This is a genomic window from Blautia sp. An46 (assembly GCF_002161645.1).
Classification (GTDB): Bacteria; Bacillota; Clostridia; order Lachnospirales; family Lachnospiraceae; genus Blautia; species Blautia ornithocaccae.
Genome location: NZ_NFIF01000004.1, coordinates 197,226 through 210,442 on the forward strand (window position 1 = coordinate 197,226; position 13,217 = coordinate 210,442).

Here is a 13,217-nt window from a genome sequence, read left to right on the forward strand (position 1 = left end):
GCGTGTATAGAAAATGTGAGGTGGAGTCTGGGCTGGCTTGAGGAAATTCTGCTGGAATTGGGAGGGGTGATGGTATATACTTAGGGGAAAGAGGTGAGTGCATGAGGTTTAAACCATTGCCTATTGGCGTAGATGATTTTGAAAAGATCAGAGAACAGGGATATTATTATGCAGATAAGACGCTGTTGATCAAGGAGCTTCTGGAAAATGCTTATACTGCTGGGGAGGCCCCGAAGGTCGTAAATACAGAGGAACAGCTTTGCAGTTTTAAATGGAAACGGGTCTTCGAGATGGAAAGGAAACGGCAGTATAAAAGCAGAGTTGGAAAAATGCCTTGGAATGTGATCTGCCTGAAAAGAGAAGGATGAAACGGAAAAGACAGATGAGGAGAACTACCATGACGGGAAGATTTCGAAACTGGCTGGATGATCGCCTTAACAATCTAAAGATCAAAAAAAAATTGTTTTTGCTGTATTTTTACTGTATGATACTTCCATTGGTATTGACGGATGCAGTGATCATCGGGTTGATCGTCAAAAGAGAATATGATACGAAACAGGAAACAAGCAGAGGCATCGTCAGCGCTGTGAAATATAGTTTAAACAGCGCTACAGAGGAGACGGTCATGCTTTCCAAGAATATTTACTTTAACAAGTATATCAATGAGTTTCTGAATACAGAATTTCAATCGACGCTGGATTATTATAATCAGTATCAGGAACTGCTGAAAGACTCTCTTTTTGACAGCTCGCTGGGAACCAGCAATTCCATTATCCGGATGTATGCAGATAACGGCACCATCGTCAACGGCGGACGCTTCTGGCGTATGGAATCTGTGGAAGAGGAAAAATGGTATCGGGATTTTATGGATTCCGGACAGAACATGCAGATGTATTTTTACTATGAGGATGCAGGGCCGACCAACCCAAGCCCGGTGAAAAAGCTGTCTTTTGTACGGAAACTGGACCGATATAAGCGGGATAAGTACAATAAGCTCCTGAGAATAGATCTGGATTATAATGCCATCAACCAGGGAATGACAATGGCGAATTATGGAGGTGATGTGTACGTCTGCTCCGAAACGGGACAGATTCTGCTATCCAATACCGGATTGGGCAACAGCAGTCAGAATTATTCTTATATCAGCAGCGTGGGGTATAGAAGCGGGGAATATACGGAAAGAATGGCGTTTTACGGACAGGAACTGACTATCTATGTGATACCTTACAGCAGCGGTGTGGGAGAGGTTATGATTAAAAGCTTTCCGATTCTGGTACTGATGCTTCTGATAAATGTGTTGTTTCCATGGATTTTTATGAATGCGCTTCGGAGAAATTTTGTGGAACGCATCGGCTTTCTGAGCCGGATTTTCAACTACAGCGTGGAAGGACGTCTGGAAGAAATTAAAAGTATCCATGGAACGGATGAAATTGCCTCTCTTATGCGTAATTACAATATTATGGCCCAAAAGACCAATTCCCTGATCGAAACAGTTTATAAAAGCAGGCTGAAACAGCAGGAGATGAATATTGCAAGACAGAAAGCGGAACTGCTGGCCCTCCATGGGCAGATAAATCCTCATTTCCTTTTTAATGTACTGGAGAATATCCGGATGCGCAGCGTATTGAAACAAGAGTATGAGACTGCAGATATGATCGAGCAGCTTGCTGTTATGGAACGACAGTATGTAGAGTGGGGAACGGATATGGTAACTATAGGAGAAGAAAAGAAATTTGTAGAAGCTTATCTGAGATTGCAGAAATATCGTTTTGGAGACCGCCTTTCCTATTCCATAGAAATCCAGGAGGAATGTGCAGGCTATAAAATTCCGAAACTTTCTCTTGTGACTTTCGCAGAAAATTCCTGTGTACACGGGATTGAAGATAAGGCGGCGAAATGCTGGATTTTTGTGAAAGCATATCGGCAGGAAGAAAAGCTTTACTTGGAAGTGGAAGATACAGGAAGCGGTATGCCGGAGTCCTATCTCTATTATCTGCGTGAGAGAATGGAAAACGCAAATATTGAGATGCTTCGGGAAAAAGGAAGAGTAGGTGTGATCAACGCATGCCTGAGGCTGAAGATGCAGACAGAGGGGAATATTCATTTTTCACTGGAAAGCGAGAAAATGGTGGGAACCATTGTGACAATATCAGCGCCTGTGAAATATTTTAGGGAGGGGGATAAAGATGCTGAAGGTACTGTTAGTAGATGATGAGCCTTTTATCGCACAGGGGCTTTCTGTGCTGATAGACTGGGAAAAGTGGGGATATGAAATTGCAGGAATGGTTTATAATGGAAAAGAAGCTCTGGATTTTCTGAAAACCAATGAAGTAGATCTGATCCTGGCAGATGTTAAGATGCCGGTGATGGATGGTATCACGCTTTTGAAAAAAATCAGAGAAGAGAGTGTGTCGGAGGCATTTTTTGTGATCGTCAGCGGCTATGGAGAGTTTTCCTATGCTCAGCAGGCGATTAAATATAAATGTACAGATTATATTTTAAAGCCGGTGCAGAAAGAACAGCTTTCGGAACTTCTGGAGAGGGTGAACCAGCTGTATAACAAAAGAGAGAATGAGAGATCTCAGGAAGAAAAAATGAAACAGGCATATTTTGCACGGTATATGCAGTCCATTTTATTGGGAAGGGGAGACAGGGAAGCCGTAGAGTACATATCCCAGAAAGTAGAAGCGCCTGAAGGGCTTCGCTATGTCTGCCTGGCATTGGAAAGCGGAGAAAAGATTATGGAACCGCAGACCATCAGGTGTGCGCAGAAAGGTGTTTATGCCAGATGCAGACAATACCTGGGAGATGCAGACGGCTATTTTGTTTTTATGGATCTGGCAGGAAGAGAAGAATGGTATGATGTTGGTATGCTTTATGATGTGCATCAGGCCGGGAAAGCAAATATGACAGAAGAAACATTTTTGCGGGCTCTTTTGAATCATGTACAGGACGGGATTGAGATACCTGTCACCGCTTATGTAGGCGATAAAGTAGAGAAAGTTGAAGATATCTACCGCTCTTTTCATACGGCGATAATGGCTCTCAGTTTTCAAAACTTTGATGCAGCTGAGCGCATCCGGTATTATTCAGAGAGAACAACGGAGAAAAGCGGTAAGATCATAAGCGAAGAGATTATAGAAGAACTGCTGAAAGCAGTTGAGGAAAACCATAGGGATAGGATAAAGGGAATTGTAGAAACGGTTTTCCATGAAATAAATGGAGCGGATATGGAACCGGGAATGATACGGATCAATATGAATTATCTTCTTGTGCGGCTGACTCATTTGGGACTGGCCCAGGATGACAGCGTGGATCAAAACGAGATTATTTCTTATATCAGGGAAAATTCCTTTGATACCAAAATGGTACGTGGAAGCCGGGAAAATTTTGAAACGTTTATGCTGGAGTATGCAGACTATCTCAGCGAATTGCGAAGAAATACGCAGGGAAGCGTGCTGGCAAAGGTGGAGAAAGAGATCAGGGAGAATTACTATGAGAATATTACCTTGAAGGAATTGAGTAAAAAATATTATGTAAACAGCGCTTATCTGGGACAGATGTTCCGAAAGCAGTATGGGATCCCCTTTAAAGAATATCTGAACAATTATCGGATTGAAAAAGCAGCGGAGTATCTCCTGCGGACAGAAGATAAGATCTATGCGGTGGCGGAACAGGTAGGATACCGGGATCTGGACTATTTTATCAACCGCTTTATTTCTGTGAAGGGGTGTACTCCCACAAGCTATCGAAAAAAGTTCCGGAATCATACATAATCGCGGAAAATCTAAAGACAGGATATGGTTTAGTGAAAAAAAACTAAACTTTGTCCTGTCTTTTTTCTATTTTTGTCAGGTTGTAACAAAAAGAAGAAATAGATAGAATAATAATATCAAAATTGAAGGAGGAAGCGAGATGAAGAAAAAGCAGATGCTGGCAGCTCTTATGGGAGTTGCAATGCTCTCCACGCTTTTAGCTGGCTGTGGCGGCGGGGACAAAGAGGGCAGTTCTGAGGAGGGAGGAGTAAAAGAATTTACAGCCTTTTTTGCTGTGCCCGGAACGGAGATAAATGATGACAATGAGATTCAACAGAAAATTGCAGAAATTACTGGTGCAAAGTGCAAGGAAACCTGGCTGACCGGACAGACGGCAGAAGAGGCTGTGGGAACTATGATCGCCGGGGGAGAATATCCGGATTTTATTGACGGTGGAGACGGTATGGCACAGCTATATGATGCAGGCGCATTGGTAGCTTTAGATGATTATATTGACGATTATCCGAATATCAAGGAATACTTGACTGATCAGGAATGGGATAAGCTTCGTCAGGAGGACGGGCATATTTATTGGATCAATCAGTTCCAGAACATTTACGGAGAGGAAAAGGCGACGACTCATAATGACGAAGCGTTCTGGATCCAGACCAGAGTCCTGGAGTGGGCTGGCTATCCGGAAGTAAAGACTATGGATCAGTATTTTGATCTGATCGAAGCCTATCAGGAAGCAAATCCGACCATGGAAGATGGTACTGAGAATATTCCATATACCATACTTTGTGAGGACTGGAGATATTTCTGTCTGGAGAATGCACCTCAGTTCCTGGACGGTTATCCAAATGACGGATCAGTTATCGTAGATCCTGAGGAATTAAAGGTGATCGATTATAATACGACACCTACGGCAGTGAAATACTTCCAGAAGCTGAATGAAGAATATCATAAAGGCATTGTAGATCCGGAATCCTTTACACAGACCTATGATGAGTATATCGCAAAACTTTCCACAGGACGTGTACTGGGCATGATCGACCAGTGGTGGAACTTTGCCTATAATGTAAATGATTCCTTAAAGCAGCAGGGACTGGACGAGCAGGGCTGCGATTATGTTCCTCTTCCAATCACTATTGAGGAAGGGATCCAGAATAAGTGGCACTGCTCCGGCAGTGTGTTGAATGAGGCCAGCGGTCTTGCAATCACAACAAGCTGTGAGGATGTGGAGGGTGCCCTTCAGTTTATTAACGACCTTCTGAGCCAGGAGGTTCATGATCTGCGTTACTGGGGTGTAGAAGGAGAAGATTACGAGGTAGATGAAAACGGACTTTTCTACAAGACAGAAGAACAGAGACTTGAGGCATCTGATACTGCTTATAAGGCATCGCACCTGTGTACATATTCCTATTTTCCACAGTATGCAGGAACCAGCAGGGACGGTATTAACGCTATGCAGCCACAGTATCAGCCTACAGAATTTTTCGATGGATTAAGCGATGATGTAAAAAAATGCTTTGAAGCCTATGGCGCAGAAACCTACGTGGATATGCTGGGGACCAGCGAGGCACCGGGCCCATGGTATCCGATGTATTCTTATTCCAATAATATGACTACCAGTACTCCTGGAGGTATGGCGCTGACAAAAATGGGAGAAATCAAGCATGAATATCTTCCAAAAGTTGTTATGGCAGAAGATTTTGATGCAGCCTGGGATGAATATATGGAGGCATATGAAAGCTGTGATCCCCAGGCATTCTTAGATGAGATGCAGGAGGAATTAGACAGAAGAATGGAAGAGGCTGCGAAGTATCAGTAAAGTGTAAAATTCTGAAAGAAATGGGCAGATGTCAGAGAAAGAAAAACAGGGCATCTGCCTGTTTTATAGAAAAGGAGTGAGATTATGGCTTCTATGGCGAAAAGGAGAAGAAAAGAAAATGTAGCGGAACCAACACCGAAGATTACGTGGAAGGAGATCAAAAGGCAGAAGGTTCTGATCTTCTGGTCATTGATCATCGTGATCTATGGGATTATTTTCTATTACCTCCCGCTGGGCGGCTGGGTGATGGCCTTTGAGGATTACAAACCTAAGGACGGGCTATTCCACTCCGCTTTTGTGGGACTTGCAAATTTTAAACAGCTGTTTTCTGATGTGACCTTTGTCCGGGTTATCAGAAATACTCTGGCAATGGGTGTGATCAACCTGGCGGCAACCTTTATCATGGCGATTGTGTTTGCTATTCTTTTAAATGAGGTACAGTCAAAAGGAGGTAAGAAAGTCGTTCAGACAATTTCCTACTTACCCCATTTCCTTTCCTGGATCATTGTAACAGGTATTCTGCATGATGCCCTGTCGGGATCTGGTATTATTAATGAACTTTTGGTAGGATTGCATCTGATTGATGAACCTATAAATTTCTTTGCTCATACAAAGTATTTCTGGCCTATCGTAGCGTTTGCCAATGTGTGGAAAGAGACTGGCTGGAATGCGATTATTTATCTGGCGGCTATCACATCTATTGATCCATCTCTCTATGAAGCGGCCAGTATGGACGGTGCCGGCCGCTGGGCCAAGATTAAACATGTAACTTTACCGGGTATTAAGCCTACAATCATTATCCTGCTTCTTATGAATGTGGGAAATGTATTAAATGCGGGCTTCGAGATCCAGTATCTGCTTGGAAATGGTTTGGTACAGAGTGTATCCCAGACGATTGACATTTATGTGCTGAAATGGGGCATCAGTCAGGGCGATTATGCGATCGGTACTGCCGCAGGTATTTTCAAGAGCTTTGTAAGTATTGTTCTGATCGTCATTGCTAATCAGATTGCGAAGCGTAATGGCGAAGAGAGGCTGTTTTAGGAGGTGCCGAAAATGAAAGAAGTAAAACAGAAAAAATCGAAAGCCCAGAAATCTGTGCCAGATAAGATTTTTGTCGTATTAAATACGTTGTTTATGATTGCCTTTGTGGTTATTACTTTATATCCAGTGCTGAATACATTGGCGATTTCACTGAATGATGGTACAGATGCTCTCCGGGGAGGCATTTATCTGCTGCCGAGAAAATTTACAATGAAGAACTATAATACAGTTCTTCAGAAAAATAATCTGCTTACCGGCGCTTATATAACGGTACTGCGAACTATATTCGGAACGGTTACAGCATTGTTTGCTAATGCAATCCTGGCTTTTATTGTCAGCAGAAAGCGCTTCTTATTTAAACGATCCTTATCGCTATTCTGGGTTATTACCATGTATGTGAACGGTGGTATGATTCCGATATTCTTGCTGTATAAGAACCTGGGACTTACCAATAGTTTCTGGGTTTATGTGATTCCAGGAATGGTAAGTGCCTTTAACATGCTGGTTATCCGTACTTATATGGCAGGGATCCCAGACAGTCTGGAGGAATCTGCCCAGCTGGACGGTGCGGGATATATGACGATTTTTCTGAAGATCATATCTCCGCTGTGCAAGCCAGTATATGCTACAGTAGCCCTGTTTGTGGCGGTAGGACAGTGGAACTCCTGGTTCGATGCCATGCTGTACAACCGTATGAGCCCTGAATTTACAACTCTTCAGTACGAGCTGATGAAGCTGCTGTCTTCTGTAACAAATCAGGGAAGCTCTGCAGAGGCAATGAAAAATGCCATTGGAAGTGTTACGCCTACATCAGTCCGTGCGGCGGCAACGATTCTGACTATGCTGCCAATTATCTGTCTGTATCCATTCCTTCAGAGATATTTTGTGACAGGCCTGACTATTGGCGGGGTAAAAGAATAAGCAGTAAGTCTATAATAAACTGCTGCGTTAAGCTGATATTGAGAACAGACAGATTCTTTGTCATGCTTAATGCGGCAGTTTTATATTACTCTGGATCAGGAGGAGTATCCGGAAAAACAGAAAGGAGATAAAGAAAAGTGGAAGGAGCATTTTATACAGGAAAATATCGGAATTTTTTTGAAGAACAGGGATACAACAGCGAGGAGATCACCAGCCGCCTTGAGAAAATCTTCCAAACAATATTTTATGGGCCAGATGACGAAAGGTTCTATCATGAATCAGGATCTGATATGGGATACCTGGAGGACACAGGAAATCATGATGTGCGTACGGAAGGAATGTCTTATGGCATGATGGTCTGTGTTCAGATGAATAAACAGAAAGAGTTTGACAGGTTATGGAAATGGGTATGCACTTATATGCGGATACAGGAAGGACCAGGAAAAAATTATTTTATATGGTCTTGCGGTACAGATGGAACGCCTAATGCTGATGGTCCGGCGCCAGATGGGGAAGAATTTTTTGCAATGGCTCTTTTCTTCGCCGCTAATCGATGGGGCGACAGAGAAGGGATTTTTGATTACAGTGGAGAGGCCAGAAAAATCCTTCGGGAGTGTATCCATAAGGGAGAACCGGGACATTCCGGAGAGCCTATGTGGAACCGGGACAACAAGTTGATCAAGTTTATTCCCGGTGTGGAATTTACGGACCCTTCTTATCATTTGCCGCATTTCTATGAATTGTTTGCTTTGTGGGCAGATGAAGAAGATAGAATGTTTTGGAGGGAAGCAGCGGGAAACAGCCGGGTATTCCTGCATTTGGCCTGCAATCCGGACACAGGACTCTCACCGGAATATGCGGAATACGACGGCATCCCCCACACAGGTACGGAAGCTCAGTTTGGACGTCATGACTGGTATTACAGCGACGCATACCGGACTATGGCAAATATCGGCCTGGATGCACTTTGGTTCCATCGGGATCCGTGGCAGAAAGAAATTGCAGAAAGGCTGCAGGAATTTTACTGTGTGAGAGAAAAAGACAGTTGGGACGGAGTTTTTCTTATAGACGGGACAAAACTTAAGGAAAAGGCACTACATCCGGTAGCTGTTATTGCGACAAATGCACAGGCCTCTCTGGCAGCGGACGGCCCTTATTCAGGCGAATGTATAAAAAAATTTTGGAATACCCCGCTTAGAAAAGGGAGCCGGCGTTATTATGATAATTTCCTATATATATTTGCATGGCTGGCATTAAGCGGGAATTACAGAATCTGGAAATAAGGTGCAGACCAGGCACTAATTATATGAGAAAAGAGTGAAAAGGACGGGATCATGAGAAATGGAAGGACCTAAAGCACCGAAAGATCCGGAGAAGAAACTGCCGGGATTTTATATTGTACGTGAGAAGGAGATTTTTGGTACAGAGCAGCCGGATAAAAGAGGGGGGCATTTTTTATACGAAAATGATGGAAGACTAATTAACAGCGCCCAGATTTCTGGAAATATTACAGATGAGAGAATACTGGAAGCATTGAAAACAGCAGAAGGATTCCGTAATCTGGTAAAGTGTATCGGTATCTGCGTAGAAGCAGGGAGAGCCTGTAAAGAACTGGAATTTGTTTTTCAGATGTATGGGAAAAAGGATATCTATGGCGGCGGAACTCTTATAACAGGAAGGATACCAGCAGACGGAGTGGAGCATTGGATTTCCCTGTCTGGTATTTCCTGGAGCGAGGATGACAAGGAGCCGGGGCAGATTCAGTTTTATTTTGATATACCGGAACAGACGGCTGTTGTCAGTGTTAAACTTTATGTGGGAGAGGAATGGAAAATACCAGATCAGGGAGAGGAAGATGCAGTGGATCTTTCCGGAAAAGCAGCGGAGAATATGATCGCTCATTCCCTCTTATCTCTGGGAAATCCTTATCGTTTGAAACGAGTCATAGAAAAAGCAAAGAGGGGAGAGACGGTTACACTGGCTTATCTGGGTGGCTCTATCACGCAGGGAGCAGGAGCTGTACCTGTTCACACAGAATGTTATGCAAGGAAATCCTGTGAAGCATTTGCGGAAAAATTCGGGACTGGAGATAATGTACGATATATAAAAGCCGGGGTTGGAGGAACACCTTCGGAACTTGGTATGATACGGTTTGAACGTGATGTTTTAAGAAATGGAGAACAGCCGGATCTGGTAGTGGTAGAATTTGCAGTAAATGATGAAGGCGATGAGACAAAAGGTATCTGTTTTGAAAGTCTTGTGAGAAAGATCCTCGGGCTACCGTGGAATCCAGCAGTGGTACTTTTGTTTTCTGTATTTGCCAATGACTGGAACCTTCAGACCCGGCTTGCGCCAGTGGGGGAACGTTACGGGCTGCCGATGGTCAGCGTATTAGAGGCGGTATCGCCACAATTTTCTCTTAAAAGAGAAGAAGGCCGGGTGATTTCAAAAAACCAGTATTTTTATGATATGTTCCATCCTACAAATCTGGGACATACGATCATGGCAAAATGTCTGGGATATCTTTTTGATAAGGTGAATGAAGGGGACGCCGGACAGGATGATACAGATGGAAGTCTGCTGGAGAGAGATCCGGTTTATGGAAAGGACTTTGAAAGAGTAAGGCTCTTGGACAAAAAGGAACTCTGTTCAAAAGCCAGGATCTCAGAAGGGAGCTTTTGCGGTACGGATCAGAAACTGCAGGAGGTTGAGATTGATATGGATATACATGGAACTCCCCAATTTCCCTATAACTGGCAGTATACCGGCCAGACAGAAGAGACAGAGCCTTTCACTCTGAACATCTTATGCCGGGCTTTGCTTTTGATATTTAAAGATGAAGGAGAAAACGATACAGGTAAAGTAAATGTTTTTGTAGATGGTCATTATAAAATGACGGCAGATCCCAGGATAAATGGCTGGTTGCACTGCAACACGGCAATCTTATTCTCCGAGGCAGAGAGCAGGGAGCATATAGTGGAAATCCTTCCGGCGCCGGGGGAAGAGAAGAAAAAATTTACAATCCTGGGATTTGGCTATGTATTATAAAAGGAGGAACACGATGACAAAAGTAGAAAATCCTGTGCTGAGGGGATTTTATCCAGATCCTTCCATATGCAGAGTAGGAAAAGATTTTTATTTAGTAAATTCCAGCTTTGCCTATTTTCCTGGCGTCCCTATATTTCACAGCAGGGATCTGGCGCACTGGGAACAGCTTGGAAATGTGCTGGATCGGTCTTCTCAGCTTCCACTGGAAGGTGATGAAATATCCAGAGGCATTTTTGCTCCTACCATACGATTTCATGAGGGATTTTTTTATCTGATCACTACAAATATTGACCAGGGAGGAAATTTTATTGTTCGGACAGAGGATCCCAAAGGGCCCTGGTCGGAACCATATTATCTGGGACCGCAGGCTCAGGGGATCGATCCCAGCCTTTTCTTTGATGAAGACGGAACCTGCTACTATGTTGGGACCAGGCCGGATTCAGATGGAGTAAAACACAATGGAGATTGGGAAATCTGGCTGCAGGAACTGGATCTGAAGGAGATGAAGCTGATAGGAGAGAGCCGGCGTATCTGGAAAGGTTTTGCCCGTTCTGTGATCTGGCCGGAGGGCCCTCATCTGTATAAAAAAGATGGATATTATTATCTGATCTATGCAGAAGGAGGAACAGGATATGAACATTCGGTGATGGCCGCAAGAAGCTCCAGCCTTCAGGAGCCTTTTGAAGCATGTCCAAGGAATCCGATACTGACACACCGGCATTTAGGAAAAAATTTTCCGGTGACCTGTGTAGGACATGGTGACTTGTTTGATGATGAAAATGGAGAATGGTATATGGCTGTGCTGGCCTGTCGGACACTTCACGGCGGGAGCAGCCTGGGAAGAGAGACATTTCTGGCAAAAGTAGATTGGGAAGACGCCTGGCCGGTTGTCAGTCCGGGAAGCGGCCTTTTGGAGAACTTTCTGGAGATTCCCCTGAAGGAACACCGCTTTGCAAAAGAAGCTCAGGAAGAACTGCTGCTTCATTTTGGGGAGGAGAAATTGGACCCCCGTTTATTGGGGGTATGCCGAATACCGGAAGAAAACTATTCTTTAGAAGCCAGAAAAGGATATCTGCGTCTTTATGCCAGAAAGGCGCAGGCAAAGGAAAATACAGCTTTTTCGTATCTGGGTGTTCGTCAGAACTCCTACTCTATGCATATATCTACGAGACTGGAGTTCGAGCTGGATCAAGAGGGGGATGCCGTAGGGCTTTTGCTATTTCAAAACCAGAAAAATCATCTGAAAATGGAAGTGATAAAAACAGAAGAAAAATTTGTTTTTCGTGTAACGCAGGTGGTTCAGGGACAAGAAGAAATCCTGGCAGAAAAACAGATACAGAAGAAAGAGCTGGAAATACATCTGAAAACAGAAAATCAGAAAGCAGGAATCTTTCTGGACCAGGGAAAAGGAAGAGTGCCGGTAGCAGAAGGGATTTCTTTGAAATATTATACGACAGAATCCTCTGGCGGGTTTGTGGGCTGTACCATTGGGCCATATGCGTCCACTTATGGAAAAGAAAGCAGTTCATGGGCGGACTTTTCATGGCTTTGCGCTATTGGCAGATAAAACTCCCCGGCCCATTTTAGAAATCCAGAGAAAAGTCCGCCATTTTCCGGAACTGGGAGGGAGTACAGTGGTTAACCTCTTTAAATGCGCGGTTAAAGGAGGAAAGATTGGAAAAACCTGACCGCATAGCAATCTCCAGTATGGAAAGAGAGGAGTTTTCCAGCAGTTCCGCAGCCTTTGCAACACGCAGGGATGCAATATATTCCGGGAAGGACATCTGATAGTGTTCCTTGAAAATCCTGGAAAAATAATATTTGCTGAATCCGGCAAATGCCGCTGTTTTTTCCAGGGTGATCTTTTCTGTGCAGTGCTCATATATATAGTTGGTAACAGAATCAAACTTTTGATCTTCGGCTTTCTGACGGGGAGTTTTCCGGTCAGAAAGCTGATTTTTTATACATAGATTGAGATTGCCTACTATGATAAAAAAATGCAGTAAAAGCTCATACATATGCAGTTCTTTAAAGGGGAGGTCTTTCTCGCTGTATTCCAGTATTTTTAAAAGAATAGAAAGGGGATTTTCTTCAAAACCGGGATCTTGGGCCTGAAATATACAAGAACCATACAGGATCCGGCGGTATTGGACAAAATCGTGGAACTGCTGAAGCACAGTGTTTGGAAACTGGATGATCAGATGAGGATGTCCTGGAGATCTTGTAATGGCATGGAGTGTCCGGGGAGGAATCAGTGCGATGGAGTTTTCATCCAGGGCATAAGTTTCATTGCCTATCTGGACAGAGTAAGGATCTGAGAGTGGGGCGATGATCTCAATAAAGTTATGCCAGTGGGTAGGAAAAGAGCTGAAGAAGTCGCCGTAAGAAACGTTAATGGTCATATTATGACCGAAAGCCCAGGGTTCGGACAGATCAGAATTTATCATAGCGGAACGCTCCTTTTTCATTTATAGCAGTTAAACAATAAAAGAACAAATTTAATATAACAAAAATTGCTGAAAAAATACAGAGAAATCTTTTGATAACAGGAAATTTTTTGTATGAATACAGAAAATCAGAGGATATAAGAGGAAAAGTACGCAAAAAAAACATTGAGA

At 43.5% G+C, this 13,217-nt stretch carries 10 protein-coding genes; 9 read left to right on the forward strand and 1 reads right to left on the reverse strand.

The window, feature by feature from the left end; translation table 11 throughout:
• The first annotated feature begins 101 nt into the window (after positions 1–101).
• From B5G00_RS19915 to B5G00_RS05375, 9 genes are all read left to right on the forward strand, one after another.
• The gene (locus B5G00_RS19915; RefSeq protein WP_087269627.1) at positions 102–368 is read left to right on the forward strand and encodes an AAA family ATPase; all 267 of its coding nucleotides are present in this window, start codon (positions 102–104) and stop codon (positions 366–368) included.
• A 29-nt stretch (positions 369–397) separates the two neighbouring features.
• Positions 398–2,212, forward strand: coding sequence for a sensor histidine kinase (locus B5G00_RS05340; RefSeq protein WP_087269630.1), 1,815 nt, complete (start codon positions 398–400; stop codon positions 2,210–2,212).
• On the forward strand, positions 2,187–3,776 hold the full coding sequence (locus B5G00_RS05345) for a response regulator transcription factor (protein ID WP_087269633.1): 1,590 nt from the start codon (positions 2,187–2,189) through the stop codon (positions 3,774–3,776). Before B5G00_RS05340 ends, B5G00_RS05345 begins: the two co-directional genes overlap by 26 nt.
• Before the next feature lie 139 nt (positions 3,777–3,915).
• A complete protein-coding gene (locus B5G00_RS05350) occupies positions 3,916–5,586 on the forward strand; it encodes a sugar ABC transporter substrate-binding protein (protein WP_087269636.1) in 1,671 nt (556 codons plus the stop codon).
• Between the two features lie 93 nt (positions 5,587–5,679).
• Positions 5,680–6,630, forward strand: coding sequence for an ABC transporter permease subunit (locus tag B5G00_RS05355; protein WP_330396706.1), 951 nt, complete (start codon positions 5,680–5,682; stop codon positions 6,628–6,630).
• 12 nt (positions 6,631–6,642) lie between these two features.
• Positions 6,643–7,551 carry a carbohydrate ABC transporter permease gene (locus tag B5G00_RS05360; protein ID WP_087269642.1) on the forward strand — a complete coding sequence of 303 codons (909 nt, stop codon included), beginning with the start codon at positions 6,643–6,645 and terminating at the stop codon, positions 7,549–7,551.
• A gap of 137 nt (positions 7,552–7,688) precedes the next feature.
• The gene (locus B5G00_RS05365; protein ID WP_087269645.1) at positions 7,689–8,834 is read left to right on the forward strand and encodes a glycosyl hydrolase family 8; all 1,146 of its coding nucleotides are present in this window, start codon (positions 7,689–7,691) and stop codon (positions 8,832–8,834) included.
• Positions 8,835–8,892: 58 nt separating this feature from the next.
• A complete protein-coding gene (locus B5G00_RS05370; RefSeq protein WP_087269647.1) occupies positions 8,893–10,599 on the forward strand; it encodes an SGNH/GDSL hydrolase family protein in 1,707 nt (568 codons plus the stop codon).
• Between the two features lie 13 nt (positions 10,600–10,612).
• Positions 10,613–12,166, forward strand: a complete 1,554-nt coding sequence (locus tag B5G00_RS05375) for a glycoside hydrolase family 43 protein (RefSeq protein ID WP_087269649.1) — start codon at positions 10,613–10,615, stop codon at positions 12,164–12,166.
• Between the two features lie 16 nt (positions 12,167–12,182).
• Here the strand turns inward: B5G00_RS05375 and B5G00_RS05380 are convergent, their stop codons facing one another.
• Complete coding sequence (locus B5G00_RS05380; RefSeq protein ID WP_162613486.1) at positions 12,183–13,046, reverse strand: helix-turn-helix transcriptional regulator; 864 nt, start codon at positions 13,044–13,046, stop codon at positions 12,183–12,185.
• Between the last annotated feature and the right edge of the window lie 171 nt (positions 13,047–13,217).

Excerpts from the sequence above, each read along its gene's own strand:
- B5G00_RS19915 (WP_087269627.1), top strand. The coding sequence starts at position 102 with ATGAGGTTTAAACCATTGCCTATTGGCGTAGATGATTTTGAAAAGATC.
- B5G00_RS05340 (WP_087269630.1), top strand. The coding sequence starts at position 398 with ATGACGGGAAGATTTCGAAACTGGCTGGATGATCGCCTTAACAATCTA.
- B5G00_RS05345 (WP_087269633.1), top strand. The coding sequence starts at position 2,187 with ATGCTGAAGGTACTGTTAGTAGATGATGAGCCTTTTATCGCACAGGGG.
- B5G00_RS05350 (WP_087269636.1), top strand. The coding sequence starts at position 3,916 with ATGAAGAAAAAGCAGATGCTGGCAGCTCTTATGGGAGTTGCAATGCTC.
- B5G00_RS05355 (WP_330396706.1), top strand. The coding sequence starts at position 5,680 with ATGGCGAAAAGGAGAAGAAAAGAAAATGTAGCGGAACCAACACCGAAG.
- B5G00_RS05360 (WP_087269642.1), top strand. The coding sequence starts at position 6,643 with ATGAAAGAAGTAAAACAGAAAAAATCGAAAGCCCAGAAATCTGTGCCA.
- B5G00_RS05370 (WP_087269647.1), top strand. The coding sequence starts at position 8,893 with ATGGAAGGACCTAAAGCACCGAAAGATCCGGAGAAGAAACTGCCGGGA.
- B5G00_RS05375 (WP_087269649.1), top strand. The coding sequence starts at position 10,613 with ATGACAAAAGTAGAAAATCCTGTGCTGAGGGGATTTTATCCAGATCCT.
- B5G00_RS05380 (WP_162613486.1), bottom strand. The coding sequence starts at position 13,046 with ATGATAAATTCTGATCTGTCCGAACCCTGGGCTTTCGGTCATAATATG.